This is a genomic window from Streptosporangium pseudovulgare (assembly GCF_014648055.1).
GTDB lineage: Bacteria > Actinomycetota > Actinomycetes > Streptosporangiales > Streptosporangiaceae > Streptosporangium > Streptosporangium pseudovulgare.
This window is the reverse complement of sequence record NZ_BMQJ01000011.1, coordinates 294,180-316,109: the sequence shown is the minus strand read 5'-3', so window position 1 is coordinate 316,109 and position 21,930 is coordinate 294,180. Positions and strand designations below refer to the sequence as shown.

The 21,930-nt window shown below is 72.3% G+C and carries 14 protein-coding genes; 6 read left to right on the top strand and 8 right to left on the bottom strand.

The window, feature by feature from the left end:
* From IEZ10_RS22735 to IEZ10_RS22725, 3 genes are all read right to left on the bottom strand, one after another.
* A partial coding sequence (locus IEZ10_RS22735; RefSeq protein WP_229811533.1) for an SGNH/GDSL hydrolase family protein occupies positions 1-839 on the bottom strand: 839 nt, incomplete at its 3' end.
* A gap of 307 nt (positions 840-1,146) precedes the next feature.
* A complete protein-coding gene (locus IEZ10_RS22730; RefSeq protein ID WP_189248504.1) occupies positions 1,147-2,910 on the bottom strand; it encodes a family 43 glycosylhydrolase in 1,764 nt (587 codons plus the stop codon).
* 97 nt (positions 2,911-3,007) lie between these two features.
* Complete coding sequence (locus IEZ10_RS22725) at positions 3,008-3,739, bottom strand: AbfB domain-containing protein (protein ID WP_189248503.1); 732 nt, start codon at positions 3,737-3,739, stop codon at positions 3,008-3,010.
* Between the two features lie 678 nt (positions 3,740-4,417).
* On the opposite strand from IEZ10_RS22725, the gene IEZ10_RS22720 reads away from it, so the two are divergent.
* On the top strand, positions 4,418-7,162 hold the full coding sequence (locus IEZ10_RS22720; RefSeq protein ID WP_189248502.1) for a beta-L-arabinofuranosidase domain-containing protein: 2,745 nt from the start codon (positions 4,418-4,420) through the stop codon (positions 7,160-7,162).
* Positions 7,163-7,274: 112 nt separating this feature from the next.
* On the opposite strand, the gene IEZ10_RS22715 is transcribed toward IEZ10_RS22720, so the two are convergent.
* From IEZ10_RS22715 to IEZ10_RS22705, 3 genes are all read right to left on the bottom strand, one after another.
* Positions 7,275-8,873, bottom strand: coding sequence for a cellulose binding domain-containing protein (locus IEZ10_RS22715; protein WP_229811539.1), 1,599 nt, complete (start codon positions 8,871-8,873; stop codon positions 7,275-7,277).
* Between the two features lie 123 nt (positions 8,874-8,996).
* Positions 8,997-10,283 (bottom strand): CE1 family esterase, encoded by a 1,287-nt coding sequence (locus tag IEZ10_RS22710; protein ID WP_189248500.1) that lies wholly within the window; start codon positions 10,281-10,283, stop codon positions 8,997-8,999.
* A gap of 811 nt (positions 10,284-11,094) precedes the next feature.
* Positions 11,095-11,907, bottom strand: coding sequence for a class I SAM-dependent methyltransferase (locus IEZ10_RS22705; RefSeq protein ID WP_189248499.1), 813 nt, complete (start codon positions 11,905-11,907; stop codon positions 11,095-11,097).
* 379 nt (positions 11,908-12,286) lie between these two features.
* Between IEZ10_RS22705 and IEZ10_RS22700 the strand changes: the two genes are divergently transcribed.
* A complete protein-coding gene (locus tag IEZ10_RS22700) occupies positions 12,287-13,516 on the top strand; it encodes an MFS transporter (protein ID WP_189248498.1) in 1,230 nt (409 codons plus the stop codon).
* Positions 13,517-13,558: 42 nt separating this feature from the next.
* On the opposite strand, the gene IEZ10_RS22695 is transcribed toward IEZ10_RS22700, so the two are convergent.
* On the bottom strand, positions 13,559-14,128 hold the full coding sequence (locus IEZ10_RS22695; protein WP_189248497.1) for a TetR/AcrR family transcriptional regulator: 570 nt from the start codon (positions 14,126-14,128) through the stop codon (positions 13,559-13,561).
* Between the two features lie 144 nt (positions 14,129-14,272).
* Positions 14,273-15,247 (bottom strand): SLAC1 family transporter, encoded by a 975-nt coding sequence (locus IEZ10_RS22690; protein ID WP_189248496.1) that lies wholly within the window; start codon positions 15,245-15,247, stop codon positions 14,273-14,275.
* A 208-nt stretch (positions 15,248-15,455) separates the two neighbouring features.
* On the opposite strand from IEZ10_RS22690, the gene IEZ10_RS22685 reads away from it, so the two are divergent.
* The 4 genes from IEZ10_RS22685 (at position 15,456) to IEZ10_RS22670 (ending at position 21,849) form a co-directional block, all read left to right on the top strand.
* Entirely contained in the window at positions 15,456-17,030 is a 1,575-nt protein-coding gene (locus tag IEZ10_RS22685; RefSeq protein ID WP_189248495.1) for a flavin-containing monooxygenase, read from the top strand.
* Positions 17,027-18,091 (top strand): zinc-binding dehydrogenase, encoded by a 1,065-nt coding sequence (locus IEZ10_RS22680; RefSeq protein WP_229811532.1) that lies wholly within the window; start codon positions 17,027-17,029, stop codon positions 18,089-18,091. Before IEZ10_RS22685 ends, IEZ10_RS22680 begins: the two co-directional genes overlap by 4 nt.
* Positions 18,092-18,354: 263 nt before the next feature.
* Positions 18,355-19,272: an NADP-dependent oxidoreductase gene (locus IEZ10_RS22675; RefSeq protein ID WP_189248544.1), complete on the top strand. Its 918-nt coding sequence runs from the start codon at positions 18,355-18,357 to the stop codon at positions 19,270-19,272.
* Positions 19,273-19,935: 663 nt separating this feature from the next.
* Positions 19,936-21,849, top strand: coding sequence for a hypothetical protein (locus IEZ10_RS22670; RefSeq protein WP_189248494.1), 1,914 nt, complete (start codon positions 19,936-19,938; stop codon positions 21,847-21,849).
* Positions 21,850-21,930 lie beyond the last annotated feature (81 nt).

The following is a 21,930-nucleotide window of genomic DNA, read 5'->3' as shown; positions in this document are numbered from 1 at the left end:
TCGGTCAGCCCGGTGTTCCAGGCGTTGACGGTGACGCCGACCCGGCAGGCGCCCGGTTCACCGGGGGACGTCGGGGTGACGCTGGGCGACGGGGTCACCGACGGGCTCGGCGACGGGCCGGGTCCCTGGCCGATGCTGCCGGGGACCGACTGCAGGGCCTGGTACCAGGCGGCGGCCATCTTGTCGTAGCCGGTCGCGGTGGGATGGACACCGTCGATCAGGTCGCCCGTGGTCAGCCTGCCGTGCATGTCGACCAGGTGGACGCGCCTGCCGCCGTTCACCTTGGACTGCACGATCCCGGGGATCGCGGCGTTGAAGGTGCGGGCGGCGGCCTCCTGGCCGGAGTTCGACAGCGGGATGATCGTCGCGACGAACACCTCCGCGTTCGGCGCGGCCGCGGTGATGTGGTCGATCAGCGCCGACAGCCGGGACGGCGCCGAGGAGACGTTGTGGTTCTGCAGGATGTCGTTGGTGCCGATGTGCAGCAGCACCGTGCGGGGGGTGTGGGTGCGCAGCCAGCCGGTGACGTTGGCGTCGATCTGGTCGATCCGCCACCCGGGATGTCCCTCGTGGTCGTGGTCGCCCAGACCGGCCGGCCCGTTGTACTGCGAGCCGACGAAGTCGATCGTGTAGCGGCCGGCGGCCAGGCGCTGCCACAGGCCGATCCGGTAACCGCCCGGCACCTGGGTGCCTTCGGTGATCGAATCGCCCAGCGGCATGACCCGCACCCCGCCGTTCGACTCCGCGGCGGCGGTGCCGGCGCCCGTCACCGTGCCCAGCACCGCGGCCGCCGCCAGGGCCACGGCCGACAGCGTCGCGGCCCACGGGCGTCTCCGCACACGCGCGGCCGGCCCTCCTCCCGCGTGCCGGTGGGACCGGCCGGTCCGGCCGGTCCGGCCGGCGGCGTCCCGGCCGGGGGCCGGCGCGCCGGCCGCGACGGTGGTTCCGGTGCCGGCCGGGCGCCGGAGTCGTGCGATCTTCATGAGTGCTCCCGGGGGGTGCGGGACGGGCCATGGGTCGTCATCGCTCACGTACGCGGGGCCGGTTCGTCCGGCGTGTACGGATCGCGGGGTGGTACGGCGGGGCGCGCGGTCCTCCGTACCGTCCGGTGGCCCGGACGCGACGTGGATCACCGCCCCGTCGTCCTCAGGAGGCGGTGCAGGTGAGGGACGGCGCCGACGGTGTGCCACCGGCGAGGAAGCCGAACGTCGTCGAGGCGGACGGCTGGAGCGAGCCGTTGTACGAGGCGTTGCTCACCGACACGGCCGAACCGGTGGTGCTCAGCGTGCCGCCCCAGACCTGGCTGACGGTCTGGCCGTCACCCGGGTTCCACCTGACGGTCCAGCCGTCGATCGCCGAGGCGCCGGCCGTCACCGTGACCTCGCCCTGGTAGCCGCCGGACCACGAGCCGGTGGTGCGGTAGGTGGCGTCGCAGGCGCCGCCGCCGGGGGTGGGCGTCGGCGTCGGCGTCGGTGTGATGGTGGGCGTGATCGTCGGTGTGGGCGTGGCCGCCGGCCCGCCGGCGCCGAACTGCCACCAGTCCACGTTGAACAGGTAGCCGCTCCCGCCGGTGTACCTGAAGTACAGGTCGTGGGTGCCCGTCGCGCCGTTCACCCCGCAGGACACGGTCGTCCAGGACTGCCAGCCGCCGGTGCCCGGGACGGTGCACGTACCGGCCAGGGTGCCGTTGACGCCGTCCAGGCGAAGCTCGATCCTCCCGCCGCCGGACCCCGAGGCGACCCGCGCGGTGAAGGTCTTCGCTCCGGTGCCGAAGGCGACGCCCTTGACCTTGATGTGGTCGCCGTTCTCGATGTACCCGACGTTCATCCCGCCTCCGCCGGAGGGTTCCGTCTCCACGCCGGACTCCCAGGCGATCGTCTCGGCCTCCTGCCGGACGTACGGGTTCAGCGTGCCCACCTGCGGCGCCCCGGTCGTGGTCATGTTGATCGTCGGGATCGTGCCGTCGGCGTTGTAGGTGAACCTCTCCACGGCGACCGAGCGGGTGAAGCCGCCGCCGCCCGGCAACGCGCCGTTGTGGTAGAAGAAGTACGAGTTCCCGGCGAAGTCGATGACGCCGGGGTGGTTGGTGAAGCTGCCGCCCTGGGCGGGCATGATCGTGCCCCGGTAGGTCCACGGCCCGGTGGGGCCGGGGGCCGTCGAGTAGGCGAGGAACTCGGAGCAGCACTTCGCGGCGAACACGTTGTAGTACAGGCCGCCCCGCTTGTAGACCCAGGGCGCCTCCTCGAACAGGGTCGGACGGTTCGCGTCACCGGTGCGGGTGCCGAATCCCGCGGTGGTCAGGGGAATCTTCGTCGGGCTGCCGGAGTACGAGGTCATGTCGGCGTTCAGCTTCACGTACCACAGGTTGGGGTTGCCCCAGTACAGGTAGGCCTGGCCGTTGTCGTCGACGAAGACGGTGGGGTCGATCTCGCCGTTCTCCACCAGCGGGCGTCCGATGGCGTCCTTGAAGGGCCCGGTGGGGCTGTCGGACACCGCCACGCCGATGGCCATCCTGCCGGTCGCCCGGTTCTTCGTGGGCACGTACCAGTAGAACCTGCCGTTCCGGTGGATCGCCTGGCCCGCCCACGCGTCCGCGCTCGCCCAGCTGAAGCTCGACACGCTCAGCGGGGAGCCATGGTCGGTCCAGTTGACCATGTCCGCCGACGACCAGACCCGCCACTCTTTCATGGTGAAGTACGTCGAACCGTCCTCGTCGTGGCCGGTGTAGAGGTAGACCCGGCCGTTGTACACCAGCGGGGCCGGGTCGGCGGTGTAGACGGTCTGGACGATCGGGTTGTCCGCCCTGGCGGCGGCGGCCGGAAGCAGCATCATGACGGAGAGCAGGCTCATGATCCAGGCGAGTCCGCGCCTGGACGGGATCCCGCTCGGACCCGGACGTGCGATTCGCATGGATCTCCTCTTCGGGGGGTGGTCGCTCATGGGGAGCCGTCGATCCGGGAGGGGCCCGGCCGGTGACGGACCTGAGGGACGGCGGGCCGTACGCCGGCTAGGAGGTGACGCGGAAGGTGGCGTCCTGCCGGTCGGCGGCGGGGGAGGACGCGCTCAGCTCGTCGATGCGCAGCACGTGGTCGCTGTGCCTGATGTGACGGGCGGGGTAGTTGTACGAGCGGAACGACGTCCACGCCGGGTCGGCCAGTCCCGCGACGCGGTGGAAGGTGGCGTCGGCGCGGAACGTCGAGCTGTCGTCGCCGGCGGCGAGCCGCAGCTCGTAGTTGTAGTGCCGCAGGTAACCGCCCGGGACGTTCACCGACTCGAAGGACACGCCGCTCGCGTCGGCGAGGCCGGGGACCATCCGCCACATCTGGTCCCGGTACGGGTCGAAGGGGTAGGCGTCGATCCGTGCGACGCCGTTGAGGTGCCGCACGTACCGGTCGGGGAGGTTGGAGGACTTCAGCCGGACCCAGCCGGGCGTTCCCCGGCGGGTGACCAGGGCGTTGTACTCGGCGTCGGTGATCTGCGCGATCGAACCGTGCTTGGAGTTCAGCGGCGGGGCGTAGTCGCGCTGGTTCAGCGGCGTCCATTTGAGGCCGTCCCGGCTGACCGCCAGGTGCAGGCCGTAGTCCGCGCCCTGGAAGCTCGGCGACTCGGTGAAGTAGGCGAACACGTAGGCGGTGTGCGTCGCCGCCGACGCCGGCCGGGGGAGGCCGGCCGCGCCCGTCGCGGCGAGTGCGGCGGAGGCGAGGGCCGCCCTGGTGAAATCTCTCCGGGACAGAGCCACGGGGACCGGACCTTTCTCAGAGAGGCGGATCGGCTTTTGTTAGCGTTAACATAATGGGCGGAGTCAGCCCTTCTTCGATTGCCGTGGGTTGGTGGCGGTGGTGTCGCGGAGCAAATATGACACCGCCGGGCCTGTCAAGCCCCGGCCCCCGTCCTCCGCCCCCCGCGGATCGCGGCCCGGGTCTTCTTGCTGGGCACGGTCACGCCGGGGTGCTCCCGCGCGGAGTGAAACTTTCACAGGCGGGCGGCTCGCGCGGTGAGCGCGGACCGGTGAGGAGGTGCGCCCACCGGGCCGGCCCGGGTGCGCCTTTCCCGGCGAAGCCGTACCCCGGGTCTGGAAACAAGTCTTGACAAGCTCCGTAATGGTTTCGAAACTGACTCTCCAGTCGGCCTCCTGCCGGGTCGGTGGTGGAGCGGCAGGAGCGCTTCGGCGCGCGGCGCCTTTCCGGCCGGATCGGTGTGGTCCGGCCGCTTCCCGACCTGTGACGGCCCCGCACGCCTGGACCGCCGGTGATGATCCCGCACGCCGTGGACCCTCGGGTCCATGCCGCGCGTGCCGCCGGGCGACGGCGTCTCCGGCCCCGACCTCGAACGGACCATCGCCGGGAACCGACCGGACCCGCCGCGCGACCGCTTCCGGCCCGCGCCCGTCCGACCCCCCACCCTCCAGGAGGCCCACGTGTCATCCCCATCGCTCAGCCGCCGCCGGCTGCTCCAGGCCGCCGGCGTCGCCGTCGTCGCCTCCACCGCCGGCCAGGTCGCCGGTGCCACCGCGGCCCGGGCCGCGGTCGCCCCCGCGCGGCCCGACATCGGCGTGTCGGCGTACCCGTTCGACCTCGGGCAGGTACGGCTGACGGCCGGACGCTGGATGGACAACCAGAACCGGACGCTGTCGTACCTGCGGTTCGTCGACGTCGAACGGCTGCTGTACAACTTCCGCGCCAACCACCGGCTGTCCACCGGCGGCGCCGCCGCCAACGGCGGCTGGGACGCCCCCTCGTTCCCGTTCCGCACCCACGTGCAGGGGCACTTCCTCACCGCGTGGGCCCAGGCCTACGCCGTCCTCGGCGACACCGTCTGCCGGGACAAGGCCACCCGCATGGTCGCCGAGCTGGCCAGGTGCCAGGCCAACAACGCCGCCGCCGGCTTCAACGCCGGCTACCTGTCCGGGTTCCCCGAGTCCGACTTCACCGCCCTCGAGGCCCGCACGCTGAGCAACGGCAACGTGCCGTACTACTGCGTCCACAAGACCATGGCCGGCCTGCTGGACGTGTGGCGCCTCATCGGCAGCACCCAGGCCCGCGACGTGCTGCTGGCGCTCGCCGGCTGGGTCGACCAGCGGACGGGCAGGCTGACCGCCGCCCAGATGCAGGCCATGCTGGGCACCGAGTTCGGCGGCATGAACGCGGTGCTGGCCGACCTGTACCAGCAGACCGGCGACACCCGCTGGCTGATCGCCGCCCAGCGATTCGACCACGCCGCCGTGTTCAACCCCCTGGCGTCGAACCAGGACCAGCTGAACGGCCTGCACGCCAACACCCAGGTGCCCAAGTGGATCGGCGCGGCCCGGGAGTACAAGGCCACCGGCACGACCCGCTACCGCGACATCGCCACCAACGCCTGGAACATCACCGTCGGCGCGCACACCTACGCGATCGGCGGCAACAGCCAGGCCGAGCACTTCCGCGCCCCCAACGCGATCGCCGGGTATCTCACCAACGACACCTGCGAGCACTGCAACAGCTACAACATGCTCAAGCTGACCCGCGAACTGTGGCTGCTGGACCCGAACCGGGCGGCGTACTTCGACTTCTACGAGCAGGCGCTGTTCAACCACATCCTCGGCGCGCAGAACCCGGCCGACGGCCACGGGCACGTCACCTACTTCACCCCGCTCAAACCGGGTGGCCGCCGCGGCGTGGGTCCCGCGTGGGGCGGCGGCACCTACAGCACCGACTACAACTCCTTCTGGTGCTGCCAGGGCACGGGGGTGGAGGTCAACACCGCGCTGATGGACTCCATCTACTTCCACAACGGCACCACGCTGACGGTGAACCTGTTCGCCCCGTCGACGCTGAACTGGACCCAGCGCGGCATCACGGTCACCCAGACGACGTCCTTCCCGGTGAGCGACACCACCACCCTGCAGGTCACCGGCAACGCCGGCGGGTCGTGGACGATGCGCGTCCGCATCCCCTCCTGGACCACCGGCGCCACGATCAGCGTCAACGGCGCCCAGCAGAACGTGGACACCACCCCCGGGACGTACGCCGCCCTCACCCGCTCCTGGAGCTCCGGCGACACCGTCACCGTGCGCCTGCCGATGCGCGTGGTCATGAAGGCCGCCAACGACAACGCCAACGTGGCGGCGATCATGTACGGCCCGGTGGTCCTTTCCGGGAACTACGGCAACACGTCTCTGTCGGCGCCGCCCACCCTGAACACCGCGTCGATCAACCGGACCGGCGCCACGGCCCTGGCGTTCACGGCCGGCGCGAACGGAGCGCAGGTCGACCTCGGCCCGTTCTACGACGCCCACGGGCACAACTACACCGTCTACTGGAACGCCAGGGTAGGCGGCGACACGGGCGGAAGCGCGAGCTACCGCCTGCTCAACGCGGCCAGCGGCCTCACGCTGGGCATCCGGGACATGTCCACCGCCGACGGCGGCCTGGCGCTGCAGTGGACCGACAACGGCACCGCCGACCACGACTGGGAGATCATCGTGGACGGCGGCGCCGTACGGCTCCGCAACGTCAACAGCGGCAAGGTGCTCGGCGTGGAGAACATGTCCACCGCCGACGACGCCCGCGCCCTGCAGTGGACCGACAACGGCACCGCCGACCACCGCTGGACCCTCATCGACGCCGGAGACGGCTCCCACAAGATCCGCAACGTCAACAGCGGCAAGCTGCTCGGCATCCAGGGCGGCTCGACGGCCAACGGGGCCCAGGTCGTACAGGACTCCGACAACGGCGGCGCGGACAACCAGTGGCGGTTCGTGCCGAACGGGGCCCGGCGCATCCAGAACCTGACGAGCGGCCTGGTGCTGGGCGTGCGGGACATGTCCACCGCCGACGGCGGCTTGGTGATCCAGTGGGGCGACACGGGCACCGCCGACCACCTGTGGACCGCCGTCGTGGACTCCGGCGGCTACCTGCGCCTGCGCAACTCCAACAGCGGCAGGGTGCTCGGCGTGGAGAACGCGAGCACGGCCCTCGGCGCCCGGGTGCTCCAGTGGGCCGACAACGGCGGCGCCGACCACCGGTGGCGGCTGCGGTACGGATCCAACGGGTGTTTCCGCATCCAGTGCGCCAACGGCGGCCGGGTCCTCGGCGTCAGCGGCGGCTCCACCGCTCAGGGCGCCCAGGTCGTGCTCGCCGACGACAACGGGGCGAACGACCACCTGTGGCGGTTCCTCTAGTCCACGGTACGGCCGCGAGAGCCCGCGTACGGCCGCGGGCTCTCGCGGCGCGACAGGCCCGGGTCCTGGCCGCGAAACCGCCGGAGAAGCCGGTCGCCCGCCTCGCGTTCCGCTACGGGCTCGTGCAGGTCATGCCGGTGGGGGCGGCCGAACCGCTGCCGTCGGCGGTGAAGCCGAACGTCACCGACCCGTCGCCGGCGACGGTGCCGTTGTAGGGGGCGTTCCCGACGGTGACCGTGCCGCCGGTGCCGGTGTTCACGCCGTTCCACAGGTTCGTGATCGTCTGTCCGCCGGACAGCGTCATCTTCACGGTCCAGCCGTTGAGCGGGGCCGACCCGGTGTTGCGGACGGTCACCTCACCCTGGAAGCCGGAGCCCCAGTCGCCGGCCAGCCGGTACGTCGCCGTGCACCCGTCCTGCCCGCCCGGCGTCGGGGTCGCCGTCGGGGTCACCGTCGGGGTCGCCGTCGGGGTCACAGTGGGCGTCGCCGACGGGCTCGCGCCTCCGCTGACCCGGTACACGACGGTGCCGTGCGGCGGCACGCTGGCCGAGATGGCGCCGGTGCTGCCGCTGACGGCGTTCGTCCACGCGTCGCGCAGGGTGAACGACCCGCCCTGCAGGCCGATCGCGGACGCGGTGGTGCCGACCGTGGTGGTGCCGCCGCCCTGGTTGAACAGGGCGACCGCGACGTCGCCGTTGGCGAGCCTCTTGGCCAGCACCCGCCGGGTCCCGTCGTTGCTGATCTGGCGGGCCTGCAGGCCGAGCGGGTCCTGGTTGACGGCGATCAGGTTCTGGTTCTTCAGGATGGCCGTCGTCGCCGGGTCCATGGAGCGCAGATCGTTCCCGGCGATCAGGGGCGAGGCCATGACCGCCCAGAGGGCGAAGTGGCTGCGCATCTCGGTGTCGGTCATGCCGCCCCGGCCGACCTCCATCATGTCCGGGTCGTTGAACGCCCCCGGCCTGGCGTACGACGCGAGCGGGACGGTGACGTTGACGATGTTCTGGATGCCCATCGGGTACCCGTTGGTCTGGCCGGTGTCCCACTTGTTGGTGATGTCCTCGGTGGTCCGCCACATGTTGGCGACGTCCCCCCAGTCGCGCTGCGGTCCCGTCTTGGCGTGGATGCTGTTGGGGTTGATGCTGTAGACGATCTGCCGCCCGGTCGCCGCCAGCGCGTCGCGCATCTTCGCGAACGTCCGGACCTGGTCGTCGATGGTGCCGCCGGGGGAGCACCAGTCGTACTTCAGGTAGTCCACGCCCCAGGCGGCGAACTGCCTGGCGTCCTGGACCTCGTGTCCCTGGCTGCCGGTCGCGCCCGGGTAGCCGCCGAAGTACTGCGCGCAGGTCTTGTCCACCGGCACCTGGTAGATGCCGAACTTCAGCCCCTTGGCGTGCAGGTAGTCACCGAGGGCCTTCATCCCGCTGGGGAACCGCGACGGGTTGCCCCGCAGGTTGCCCGCCGAGTCGCGGGCCGGGTCGAACCAGCAGTCGTCGACCACGACGTACCTGTATCCCAGGTCCCGCAGGCCGGAGCCGACGATCGCGTCGGCCATCTGCTTGATCAGCGTCTCGTTGATGTTGCAGCCGAACGTGTTCCAGCTGTTCCAGCCCATGGGCGGCGTGCGTGCCACGCCGTTCTCCAGGGCGTCGGCCTGGTCCTGCAGGGCGACCAGGCCGCCCGCGAGAACGCCGGCGGCGAGTAGAGCTCCCACCTTGCGCAAGGATCCTCCCAGAGATGAGCGACGGACATCCGGGGAAAGCGGCGGATCGCCGCTTCGGGCCGGGGGCGGCCGGCGCCGGTGAGGTGGCGCCGGCCGCCGCGCGTGGGCGACGGGTCAGGGGCTGGTGCAGGTGGCGGTCGGGGTGGCCGCGGCACCGTCGGCGGTGAAGCCGAAGGTGGTGGAGGATCCGGCGGCGATGGAGCCGTTGTAGGGAGCGTTGCGGACGGTCACGGCGGGGCCGGACACGGTGTGCGTGCCGCTCCACAGGCTGCTGATCGTCTGCCCGCCCGGCCAGGTCCACTTCACGGTCCAGCCGTTGACCGGCGCGCTGCCCGCGCGGACCGTCACCGTCGACTGGAACCCGCCGGGCCAGCTGTTGGTGGTCTCGACCGTTGCCGAGCAGGCGCCCCCGATCGGGGACGGCGAGGTGGTCGGCGTGACGCTCGGCGTGGGCGTCGCGGGCGGCGGCGTGGTGGTGCTCTGGAACTGGCTGAAGAACTTCCACACCTCGGCGGGGACCCAGGTCCGGGAACCGCTGTCGCCGGGGGCCCCGTCCTGCGGCGCGGCGATGTGGCCCTCGTCGAACGCGGCCCACACCACCGGGTACCCGGTCCGGCACCCCGAGTAGGCGGTGACCCGGTGCGTCAGGCTGCCCTGCGACGGCTCGGGCGGGTTCTGGGCGGCGCAGCCGTTGTTCCTGACGAACCTGTCACGCATCGACCGCCCGCCGGAGATGTTGAGCACGCCGTCCCGCAGACCGTGGATCCCCATGTACGCGATGGGCTGGGAGCCGCCGCTGCAGCCGCTGAGGACCCCGCCGGACTGCACCGCGACCGCGCGGAAGACGTCCGCCCTGGCGCAGGCGATCGCGTACGACATGGCGCCGCCGTAGCTGAAGCCGGTGGCGAACAGCTGCGAGGTGTCGACGCACAGGGCGCCCTCGACCTGCCGGACCAGGTCGTCGACGAGGGTCAGGTCCTCGCCGCCCGAGTTGGCCCAGCCGTTGTTGAGTCCCTGGGGCGCGACGAAGATCGCGCTGTTGTTCGCCAGGCGCTGGAGCCCGTAGTAGGACCAGACGTCCCGCTGCACGGTCTGGCCGGTGGCGACGTCGGTGGCGGTGCCGCCCAGCCAGTGGAGCCCGAAGATCAGCCGGTAGGGGTGGCCGCTGTCGTAGTTGTCGGGGACCCGCAGGATGTAGCTGCGGTTCTTGCCGCCGCTCTGGATCGTGTGCGTGCCGCTCGCCAGCCCGGGGGCCTTGCCGCATCCGGCGGTCGCCGCGAGGGCGCCGGCCGCGCGCATGGGGGTCCCGGCGATGGCGGAGCTCAGCGCCGGGCCGCTCGCGACCAGGACGGCGAGTGCCGCGACCGCCAGGGCGACGAAGAGGGATCTGCGTTTCGACATCGTGTGACTCTCTCTGCCGGCCGGATGCCGGCGTGCGTCGATGGGGGTCGGTCACAGGGGGAGGCGCCGGCCGCCCGGCGAGGCGGTGGACGACGCGGTGCGGAGTGGCGCGGACGTGTTCGTCCACACCTCAGGGGGACGCGGCGGTCACGGCCGCGCGGTGGTGACGCCGACCGCGGAAGACCTGGATCGGCCGGCGCCGTCATCGGCGTTCATGAGAATGCGAGGAAGCCCGGCCCGGCGGGCTCGCGGCCCGGTTCATACCGGTGCGGCGCGGACGGCGTCGCGACCGGCGCCCCTGCCGATCACCACCGACTGCGGCAAGGGGGCCATTTCGGACTCAGTGTGGAAACCTCGACGAAACCTGTCAAGGCCGCGATGGAAGCGCTTCGACGGAACGGACGGCCCTCGTCCCCCCGGCCCGATGACGGGCCGCTCGGGTGACGAGGTCTTCCGCCCCCTCGCCGGAGTGCGCCCTCCGGCGGGGGGTCATCCGGTCGCCGCGGGGTGATTCCGTGAAAGTTTCATCTGTCGCGCCTCGCGTGTGATCGGGTTCCGCCTGGTGGGAGTGGGCGGGACCCGCCCGGCGGGCCGGGAGGCCGATGGGGGAGAGGGGTGGCGGCCCTTGACGGGACCGTCCCGCGTCGTGTTTGCTCCGCGGCATCACCACCACACGCTCCGAACGAAGGAGGACCGGTCTCGCGGGTGAGTTGTTAGCGTTAACAGCGATGGGAGCATCGTGTCGGAGTGAGGCGGGAGCACCCGCCGGCGGCCGTCGCCGCCGGCGGGACGAACGTGGTCTGCTACGGCGTCAGTCGGCCTGAAGCACGAAGAACAGGAAGCACAGGAAGGCCCCGGAGGGCCTGTCCGCGAAGACGTCGGGGAACAGTTCGCGGGCGGCCGGCGCGGGAGGCGGCTCGCTGATGGTGACGATCCGGAAGCCGGCCGCGGTGAAGGCGTCGGCCATCGCGTGCAGCGGCCGGCTCCAGAAGCCCAGCAGGGCGGTGTTCCCGCCGAGGGTCCATTCGTCGAAGGTCTGGCGGGTCGCGAAGTAGTTGGTGCCGGGACCGCCCGACAGGTAGTCGGCGAAGGGGTGGTTGACCGACACGATCAGCCGGCCGCCGGGCGTCAGCACGCGCCGCAGCTCGGCCAGCGGCGCCGTCCAGTCCTCCAGGTAGTGCAGGACCAGGGACGCCACGACGTCGTCGAACACGGCGTCGGGGAACGGCAGCGGGTCGCGCAGATCGGCGACCCGCAGGTCCGCGTCGTCGCCGAGCCGCCGCCGGGCCAGCTCCAGCATCTTGGCGCTGGAGTCGAAGCCGGTCACGACGGCGCCCCGGTCGCGCAGCGCCGCCGACAGGGGGCCGGAACCGCAGCCGGCGTCGAGGATCCGCCGGCCGGCCACGTCGCCGGCCAGGTCCAGCATCGCGGGCCGCTCGTAGTAGGCGTTGAGGAGGCTGGTCTCGTTCTCGGCCGAGTACCCCTCGGCGATGCCGTCGTAGTCGTTGAGCGCGGCCCGCTCCGCGGGTCCGATGGAATCCTCGGCGACAGGACGGATCCACGACGGCGTGTTGGAGGGCGGGGTGTCCGTCTGCCCGGCGGAACTCTTGGGCGTGGAGGTCATGCGGGTGATCCTGACACGCCCGGCCTGTCCGGCGCCGGGCGTTTCGCGATCTTCCTGTGCCCCACGGGCGCCGATCGGCGCCCGTGGGGCGAACGTTCTCCGACGTGGCACCACACGCGGCCGGGCCTCGCGCCCGCCGGTGCTCAGGCGGCGGGGCCTGCCGGTCTCCCGCCGGATGATCCCAGGAACGTCTCCCGGCGCCGCAGGAAGGTTGAACGGCGTCGGCCGTACGGCGATGATCGAATCCGGGACGGCGCCGGAGAGGGCGGGCGGCGCCCGGCCGGGGCGGCGCGCGGACGTCCGGCGCCGGGCGGCGGCCCCCGCGGCCCGTGCCCGTGCCCGGACCCCGCCGCCGCGATCCCGCGCGAAGGAGAGCCCCATGAACCCCCCGCTGAACCCTCCGCCGACGTCAGGCGCATCGGAGCTGGACGAGGAGCTGCGGCCGCGCACGCGGTGGGCGGCGATCGCCGTCGTCTACCTCTGCGGGGTCGTCGCGGCGATGGGCTTCGGCAAGTTCGCCTCGGTCGGGCCGATGGTGGCGGCCGGGCTCGGGTTGTCGCTGCCGGAGCTGGGCTGGGTGATCTCGGCCGTCGTCGGAGTGGGAGCCGTGGCCGGCCTGCCCGCCGGGTACCTGGTCCGCCGCTTCGGCGCGGAGCGGTCACTGGTCGGGGGCCTGGTCCTGATCGCGGCGGCGGGTGCGGCGAGCGTGGCGGCGGGCGGGTTCGCCTGGCTGCTGGCCCTCCGGGGCGCCGAAGGCGTCGGGTACCTCCTGGTCACCATCGCCTGCCCGGCGCTGATCCTCCGCCTCGCCCGCGAACGGGACCGCGGCACGGCCCTGTCGATCTGGGCCACGTTCGTCCCGGTGGGCCTCGGGCTGAGCACGCTGGCCGGTGGCGCGGCCGGCTCCGCCCTGGGCTGGCGCGGCTGGACCGGGCTGATCGCCGGCCTGACGTTCGTGATGGCGCCGGCCGCCTGGGCGTGGCTGCCACACGGGTCCGGGGGGCGGGCGGTGGCCGGGGCCCTCCCCCGGGCGAGGGCGCTGACGTGGCCGGCGGTGCTCGCCGGGTCCTTCTGCCTGACCGCGCTGGTGACCGTTCCGGTGGTCGTGCTCCTGCCTACGCTCCTCGTCGAGCAGTACGGACGTTCGGCCGCCGCCGCGGGCGCCCTCACTTCGGCGATCTCACTTCTCGGCGTGCCCGGCGGGCTGGCCGCGGGGATCCTGCTCCGGCGGGGCGCGCCGCTCGGGGCGCTGGCGGCGTCCGGGCTGCTGGTCGTGCCGGCCGCCTGGCTGCTCTATTCCACCGGCACGCCCATGGCCGCCGCGGCGACCGGCGCGGGGGTCATCGCGCTGGAGAACGGGCTCCTCGGGGCGCTCGTCTTCGCGGCCCTGCCGCTCGTGCTGGAGCGCCTCGACCACGCCGATGTCGGCAACGGCGTGGTCGCCCAGGCGGGCAGCCTCGGCTCGCTGCTCGGTCCCCCGCTGTTCGGCCTGGTGGCCGGCGGGTTCGGCTTCCCGTCCCTCGTGCCGGTCATCGCCGCCGGGACGCTGGCCGCCGTCGGCGCGCTGGCGCTGGTCGGCGCGCGAGCGGTCCGGCGCCCCGCCGGTTGAGCCCGCCCCGACCCGCGCGACCGGCCGGGGGAGGCGCGGGGTTCAGGCGCGTAGCGCGGCGAGGGCGATGTCGAGCTGCTCGATCAGGTTCGACTGGTCGCCGTACGTCTTGGCGCGCAGTGCGGCGCCCTCGAAGGAGTCGATAAGGAAGGCCGCGAGCGTCCTGGCCGGGCGGGCCGTGGTGATCTCGCCGGCCGCCTGGCCCGCCTCGATCACGTCGGCCACGGCGTCGGTCCAGGCGTCGAGGACCTCGCGGACGGCCACGTGGACCTGGTCTCCCGCGCTGGCGCACTCGCCGGCGAAGGTGCCGAGGAGGCAGCCGAACTCCACCCCGGTGGCGCGGGTCCGCCCGGCCTGGGTGAGGAAGTGCTCGCGCAGCCGCTCCAGGGGGGACGCGTCACCCTGGAGCATGGAGTGGTCGGTGCCGCGGGCGTAGCGCCGCACGATCTCCGCGGCGAGTGCCTGCTTGCTCTCGAAGTGGTTGTAGAACGACCCCTTGGGGACGCCCGCGGCGCCGGTGATGTCCTGCACGCTCGCGCCGTTGAATCCCTGGCGGCGGAACACGTCCTCGGCGCTCTCGATCAGCTTGTTCTTCACGCTTGGTCGCGGCATGGCTTCAATATGACCGTTCGTCTTAAAGGTGTCAAGCGTTCGGCGGCGCCGGATCCCCGTGGGGCGGGGATCCGGCGCCGCCGGTGGCGAGGTGGGCGCGGTGTTCCTTTCGGATGTGACCGGCCATCTCGAAAAGGGCGGAGGTCAGGCGTGCCGGAGGCGCTTCACGCCGTGGCGTCGCGGCAGGCGGACCAGGGCGAGCGAGCGGACGGCGATGCCCCCGATGACGCCGGTGGCGAGCGCCACCACGAGCCAGGCGATCGCGGTGCGCAGCGGCGAGGGCGTGAGCGTCAGCAGCCGCACGCCGTAGGTCGCGCTCGCCGCCGTGGTGAACGTGAAGGCCCAGAAGCCCGGCACGAAGGGGAGGTGCGCGTAGCGGCGGACCAGGAAGAGGTGGGGCAGCAGCAGCGCGGCGAGGGTGCCGAGCAGGACATCGTGCACGGTGCCGTGCTGCGGGCCGGCGATCGCCCACCAGGCGTTGCCGGCGACGGCCGGCGGCGCCGAGAAGATCGCCAGCGTGGGCATGAGCGGTCCGGGGAGCGCGGGGCCGGTGGTGAACCGGGCGAGGAGGACGGCCCCGACCAGCAGCCAGAAGAGGATCCCCGCAGCGAACAGGGCGGTGGCCGCCTCCCGGTGGCCGATGATCGCGAGGGACTGCGCCGAGATGAGGGAGGCCGCGACCGTCGGCAGGAGGTGGCCGCCGTGCAGCGTCGCGGACTCGCGGGGCACGGTGAGCATCGAGGCGAGGAACCACGCGCCGAACGCCGTGGTGGCCGCCAGCATCGTCCAGACCAGCGCCGCGCCGAGGGCCGGGAGGAACGCCGAGAGGTGGGCGGCCAGCAGCGAGCCGGTGGCGGGGGCGAGGGCGGCGAACGGCCCGAGGACCGGGTGCCGCAGGTCCTCGGCCACGTCGCGGAGACGCGAGACCCCCGCGCCGTACCGGACGAGCGTGCCGGCCCACAGGGCCGCCGCCGCCACCCACAGCGTCTCACCGGCGGCCGCCGGGGCGCCGAGGGCGGCGCCGGCCGCCGTCCAGGTGCCCGCGAGCCCGGAGAGCCCGAAGCCGATGCCGAGCGTGTTGAGGGGGAGCCGGGTGGGGGCCGGCGTCGTGCTGGCCATGATCGGCCTTCTTTCTGCTCATTGCTGCCTGGGGGCGCTTCCCGGGGGTGTCTCGTCCCTCGGGAGGCGACGCGAGAACAATATGACCGGTCGTCTTAAAACGTCAATCCCGCGGCTCGCCCGGGGGTGTCCGTCGGGTGGCCTATCTGGGGGTTCAGGTAAGGCTGAAGGGGTAAATCCGTTGTGACCGTCTCCTGGGAGCGCACCGGTGAGCAACGCCGTCCCCGAGCAGACCCCCGAACACGTCGACGTCCTCATCGTGGGAGCGGGCCTGTCCGGCATCGGCGCCGCCGCCCACCTCCGGCGCGAGCACCCCCGGAGAACCTTCGCGATCCTGGAGTCGAGGGGCGCCATCGGGGGGACGTGGGACCTGTTCCGCTACCCGGGGATCCGCTCGGACTCCGACATGTTCACCCTCGGGTACTCCTTCCGGCCCTGGACCGACGCCAGGGCCATCGCCGACGGCGAGTCGATCCGCTCCTACGTCGCCGGCACCGCCCGCGAGTACGGCCTGGACCGGCACATCCGCTTCCGCCTGCGCGTCACGCACGCCTCCTGGTCGTCGGAGACGGCGCGCTGGACGGTCACCGCGGTGCGCACCGGGCCCGGCGAGCACGGCCCCGGAGAGAACGGCCCCGGAGAGAACGGTCCCGGGGAGGGCTCCGGAGGGCGGGTGACGTTCACCTGCTCGTTCCTGATGGCCTGCACCGGCTACTACCGCTACGACGAGGGGCACCGCCCCGCCCTCCCCGGCGAGGACGACTTCCGGGGGCCGATCGTGCACCCGCAGCACTGGCCGGACGACCTCGACCACACCGGCCGGCGTGTCGTCGTCATCGGCAGCGGCGCGACCGCGGTGACCCTGGTGCCCGCGCTGGCGGAGAAGGCGGCACACGTCACGATGCTGCAGCGCTCACCGACCTACGTCGCGGCCGTGCCGTCCCGCGACCGGCTGGCCGACCGGATCCGCCGCCACCTGCCGGCCCGCACGGCCTACCGGATCGTGCGCTGGAAGAACGTGCTGTTCTCGATGGCCGTCTACCGGCTCAGCCGCCGCCGGCCCAAGCTGATGAAGGCCGTCCTGCGCCGGGGCGCGGTGGCCGCGCTGCCCGCCGGCTTCGACGTCGACACCCACTTCGCGCCGTCCTACGACCCGTGGGACCAGCGGCTGTGCGCCGTACCCGACGGCGACCTGTTCCGCGCCGTCCGGGAGGGCCGGGCCGACGTCGTCACCGACCACATCGAGCGCCTCACCGCCGACGGTGTCGCGCTCCGCTCCGGCCGGCACCTCTCCGCCGACGTCGTCGTGACCGCGACCGGGCTCAACCTCCTGGCGATCGGAGGCATGCGCCTGAGCGTCGACGGCCGGGACGTCGAACTGCCGGAGACCCTCGTCTACAAGGGCATGATGCTGTCGGGCGTGCCGAACTTCTCCCTCACCGTCGGCTACACCAACGCCTCCTGGACGCTCAAGGCCGACCTGGTCGCCCACTACGTGTGCCGGCTGCTCAGGCACATGGCCGCGCACGGGCACCGGGCCGTCACCCCGGTCGCCCCCGACCTGAAGGAGCGGGACGGCCTCGCACCGCTGATCGACCTGAAGTCCGGGTACGTGCTGCGAGGCGCCGGGCTGCTGCCCAGACAGGGCCCCGCGGCGCCGTGGCGGCTGTACCAGAACTACCTCCGCGACGTGCGCCTGATGCGGGGCGGGCCGGTGACCGACGGCGTCCGCTTCACCGGGGCCGCCCGTCCCGCCGATCGTCCTCCCACCACCGAGAAATGAGGTTCACCACAGTGCGCACCATGCTCGCCGGACGGCTCCACCTGTCCACCGACCCCCGGACGTTCGCGGTGGAGGAGGTCCCCGTTCCCGTCCCCGGCCCGGGGGAGGTGCTGGTCGAGGTCAGGGCGGCGGGGGTCTGCCTGTCCGACGTCCACCTGATCGACGGCAGCCTCAGGCCCCTGCGCCTCTCCGACGCGGTCACCCTCGGCCACGAGGTCGCCGGGATCGTCCACAGCCTCGGCCCGGACGTCGCCGGGGACTGGGCCCCCGGTGCGCGCGTCACCCTGCAGGCCGGGCAGTCCTGCGGCCGGTGCGCCGACTGCCTGCGCCGCCGCCCGTGCCGCCTGCCGCTCACCCGGGGCGTGGACTACGACGGGGGCTGGGCCCAGTACGCGCTCGCCCGCGAGGACACGCTCGTCCCGATCCCCGACACGCTGCCGTTCGACCAGGCCGCCATCATCCCCGACGCGGTCTCCACCCCCTACGCCGCCGTCGTGCAGACCGGGCAGGTCCGCCCGGCCCAGGCCGTCGGCGTCTGGGGCGCGGGCGGCCTGGGCGCGCACGGAGTCCGGATCGCCCGGATGGCCGGGGCGGCGCCCGTCATCGCCGTCGACCCGCTGCCGGGCGCCCGCGAACGAGCGCTCGCCTTCGGCGCCGACGTCGCCCTCGACCCCGCCGACCCCGGCTTCGCCGCCGCGGTGAAGGAGGCCACCGGAGGGCGCGGCCTGGAGGCCGCGTTCGACTTCGCCGGCGTCCCGGCGGTCCGCGAGCAGGCCGCCGCCGTCCTGGCCCCCGGCGGGGTCCTCGTCCTGGCAGGGCTCACCCCGCAGCCGCTCACCGTCACCGACGGCACGCGGTTCAGCTACCGCCAGAACCAGATCCGCGGCCACTACGGCTCCTCGCCCGAGCACGTCGAGCAGCTCGTACGGCTGGCCGCCACCGGCCGCCTCGACCTGGCCCCCTCCATCACCGACCACGTCCCGCTGGCCGACGCGGCCGACGCCGTCGCCCGGCTGGAGAACAAGACGGGCGACCCGATCCGCCTCATCCTCGTCCCGTAGCCGCGGCGTCCCGGAGGACGCGGCGGCCGGTCGTACGGTCCCGCGCCGCAGGCCGGGCGGGGCCGGGCAGGACCGTGCGGCGTCGGACGGCGCCGGGCGGCGCGGGGCGGCGCGGCCATGTGCGGAGCCTCACATTTGGAGATCGACAGCCTGGGTATCCTGCGCTCATCGGTGAGGCGCCGCGGGACGAGCCGCGTCGGCGGTGGCCTCCTCATGGGAGGTGAGCGATGTCCGGCGGTGGAGACGCGGAGGCCGGGAACACCATGCGGGCGATGGCGTACGACGCCTACGGCGGCACCGAGGTCCTCGCCCCGGCGCGCCTGCCGCGTCCCAAGGTCGGGCCCGGCGAAGTCCTGGTGCGCGTGCGCTGCGCCGCGGTCAACCCGGTCGACTGGAAGCTCATGTCGGGCGGCCTCGACGCCCTGATGGACACCGTCTTTCCCGTCGTCCCCGGATGGGACGTCGCCGGCGTCGTCGAGCAGGTGGGCATCGACACCCCCGAGTTCGCGGTGGGCGACGAGGTCTTCGCCTACGCCCGCAAGGACTACGTCCACGGCGGCACCTTCGCCGAGCTGGTCACCGTGCCCGTGCGCGCGCTCGCCCGCAAGCCCACCTCGCTGACCTGGGAGGAGGCCGCCGGGCTGCCGCTCGCCGGTCTCACCGCCTACCAGCTGCTGACCCGGCTCGGCACCGGCGAGGGCGACACCGTGCTGATCCACAACGCCGCGGGAGGCGTCGGCTCGCTGGGCGTGCAGATCGCGGTCGCCCTGGGCGCCCGCGTGATCGGCACGGCCTCCCCGGCGAACCACGACCGGCTGCGCGTCCTGGGGGCCGAGCCGGTGGCGTACGGCGAGGGCCTGGCCGAGCGGGTCCGCTCCCTCGCCCCGGAGGGCGTCGACGTGGTCGCGGACTTCGTGGGCGGCGTCCTGGACGACACCCTGGCGGTGCTCGCCGAGGGCGGCCGGCACGCCTCGATCGCGGACGACTCCGTCGTCGCCGCCGGCGGGCAGTGGATGTGGGTGCGCCCCAGCGGCCCCGACCTGGACACCCTCGGGGAGCTCGCCGACGCGGGGAGGCTCACCGTGCCGGTGGCACGCACGTTCGCCCTGGAGGAGCTGGGCGAGGCGTTCGAGCTGAGCCGGTCCGGCCACGTACACGGCAAGCTCGTCGTGCGGGTCTGACGGGAGTCATGGGAGTGCGGCGGCGGAGCGGGCGAGTGTGATGAGTGAGCGGGGCAGCGTGACGGGTGAGCGGGCGAGCGCGCCGGGGGAGAGGTCCGCCGTCTCTCCGACCGGTTGATCGCCGTCCGCCCTTTTCCTCAGGGGCGCGAACAGGGTGCCGGGCGCCGTACGACCCGATTTTCAGGACGGCCCTATCCCGGGGGAACATCGCGGTGGCAATTGATCCGTATTGCCGAGGCCGGAAACCAGTGAACCTCTCCCATGGGGAGGAAGAGGGAGGAAACTCCGGACCATAATGCCCTCTGGAACGGTTTCACCACTCCGGGGACCGCCGAAATCCATCGGTGATCTTTACGGGTCGATAGATTGAAATTAATCTTGTCGCCGGAGTTGCCGCTTCCCACGGACCGAGCCGGAGCCCAGGCCCCCATGACCCACCCATCGCCCAGCCCGTCCCCGCTGGCCGCTCCGGCGCCCGGTTCCTCCTCCGCGCCCAAGCTCTCATCGGTGCCGAGCCCTTCGCCGCAGCCCAGCCCGCCGGCTGTGTCGCAGCCGTCTCCGACCGCCTCCGGGACGGGCGAGAGCCGAACCCCGGCCCATCCCCAGCCGACCCAGCCCCCGCCCTCGGTGGACGGCGAGTACTCCGGGATCGACCCCGCGGCGATGGACGACTTCGAGCGTGTCCTCGGCCGGGCCGAGGACACGCTCGGCCGGAACGAACCGCTCATCCGCCGCGCCCTGGAACGGCTCGACCTGGACACCTCGGGGCTGAGCGCCCTGCGTGAGACACGGAGCTGGATCGGGACCGGCCGGCCCGACCTTCGGCGCCGGAGCGAGACGATCCGCAAGGAGCAGACCGGTTGGGGGGCGTCCTCCGGCGGCGTCCCGGCCGGGCCCGTCGCCTTCGACGAGGCCCTGTACGGCAAAGCCGCCCGTGACCCGGACGTCTACGCCGCGACCACCAGGCTGGCCGAGGCCGCGAAGAGCGGCGAGATCGACGAGAAGACCCTGGCGGAGCTGGAGAAGCGTACCGGGGACGCGACGTTCGCCACGGCGTTGATGAACGCGCTGGGCGCGACCCGCTTCCGCGGGCTGATGACGGACACCGTGGGGCCGGGGCGGGAGAACGACAAGCAGGCGAAACGACTGCAGACGGCTCTCGGCAGGACACTCGGCACGGCCGGTTCGAAGCTCGGCAAGGTGTGGTACGACGAGCTCACCTCCGACCTCGATCCCTCGGGGAAGGCCGGTTACACCGACTGGAAGAGGGGCTACGCGACCGTGCTGGCACTCAAGCACGGCACCTTCGGCAGCGTCTTCCTGCTGACGATCGCGAAGAAGATCGACGCATGCGACCGGCAGGCGCCCCTGCACCCGAACGTCATGGCGGACCTCATGGGCGCACTCGGCCGTGACCCGGCGGCGGCCCAGGACTTCTTCGCGAGCGACCCCTCCGCGCTGAAGCACTACCTGACCGAACGTTCCCTGGGCGACGGCGGCGAGGCGCTGGGCAAGGCGCTGGAAGCCGCCACCCTCACCTTTCGCGACCACGACGGCTCGCCGGACAAGCCCTCACGCGGCTACCTGTCGGCCAAGCTGGCCTCGGAGTTCGTCCACCTCGAAGCGGGACGGATCACGAACGGTGGCGACTCGTTCGTGAAATCGGTGAGCACGGGGCGGATCCTGGCGGGGTACATCGGTGACATCGATCGGGTGGCGAAGGGAGGTCGGGATCCCATCACCTCCGGAGTCCAAGGCGCTGACAGCCCCAGCGCGTCAGGACAAGACCCTTGGGGGGCGCAGTTCAACAAAAGGGAACTGCATCGGGTGATGAAAGAGGCTTTCACGGATTCTGGTGCTTTCGCTCCCGTTCTGGCCGCCCAGACCGCATTCACCGGTCTCCTTCTCGATTATGGCGCCGTGGAGATGTCCAAGGGACGCGGTGACGCGGTGCTTCTGGCCAACGCGAAACGGATTGGAGCCGGATTCGGAATGATCACTGACGCGGCGGGTCTGGCCAAAATCGATCAAGGTAAGGAACTGGACGAGGCGCAGACTCGCAACATGAAGGTGCTCACAGCGGTGGTCAACACCGGGTTGGCCATCCCGCAGAAGGCCGCGTGGCCGATCGGAGCCGGGGTCATCGGGGCGTGGACGGGACTGCTCGAAGACAGCCTCAAGGGCGACGCAGAGGACAGGGCCCGTGGTGACGCCAATGCCGCTGTCGACCGAACCCGGGTTCTCCTGCACGACCTCACTGCTCAGGCGATGCTCAAACACGGCCTTTTCGGCTCGGCTGAACCTCCGGATAAGACCCATCCCTGGGCTTCCCTGGAGGGGATGCGGCACGGCGAAGACCCGCGGAAGAATCCCAACAACTTCCTTGAAGACGACGGTCGGACGCTCATGCCCATGGACAAGTTGGTCGACGAAAAAGCCGCCGGAGGACCTGATGACCGACGTCTTGAAGCCTACGAACGATGGCTTTACGGCGGCTTGTCGGGTAAACCGTGGCAGGATGTCGAAGATCCCCTGGATCAGGGATTTACCAATGGCTTCGCCCGGTACGGGGCATGATGCGAAAGTCGTTCGCCGCTGCGGCGGCGCTGTCATGTGCCCTGGTTCTGTCCACGGCATGCCAGGCCGGGCAGAGCGCGT

Excerpts from the sequence above, each read along its gene's own strand:
- IEZ10_RS22675 (WP_189248544.1), top strand. The coding sequence starts at position 18,355 with ATGCGGGCGATGGCGTACGACGCCTACGGCGGCACCGAGGTCCTCGCC.
- IEZ10_RS22710 (WP_189248500.1), bottom strand. The coding sequence starts at position 10,283 with ATGTCGAAACGCAGATCCCTCTTCGTCGCCCTGGCGGTCGCGGCACTC.
- IEZ10_RS22680 (WP_229811532.1), top strand. The coding sequence starts at position 17,027 with ATGAGGTTCACCACAGTGCGCACCATGCTCGCCGGACGGCTCCACCTG.
- IEZ10_RS22705 (WP_189248499.1), bottom strand. The coding sequence starts at position 11,907 with ATGACCTCCACGCCCAAGAGTTCCGCCGGGCAGACGGACACCCCGCCC.
- IEZ10_RS22690 (WP_189248496.1), bottom strand. The coding sequence starts at position 15,247 with ATGGCCAGCACGACGCCGGCCCCCACCCGGCTCCCCCTCAACACGCTC.
- IEZ10_RS22670 (WP_189248494.1), top strand. The coding sequence starts at position 19,936 with ATGGACGACTTCGAGCGTGTCCTCGGCCGGGCCGAGGACACGCTCGGC.
- IEZ10_RS22730 (WP_189248504.1), bottom strand. The coding sequence starts at position 2,910 with ATGCGAATCGCACGTCCGGGTCCGAGCGGGATCCCGTCCAGGCGCGGA.
- IEZ10_RS22700 (WP_189248498.1), top strand. The coding sequence starts at position 12,287 with ATGAACCCCCCGCTGAACCCTCCGCCGACGTCAGGCGCATCGGAGCTG.
- IEZ10_RS22695 (WP_189248497.1), bottom strand. The coding sequence starts at position 14,128 with ATGCCGCGACCAAGCGTGAAGAACAAGCTGATCGAGAGCGCCGAGGAC.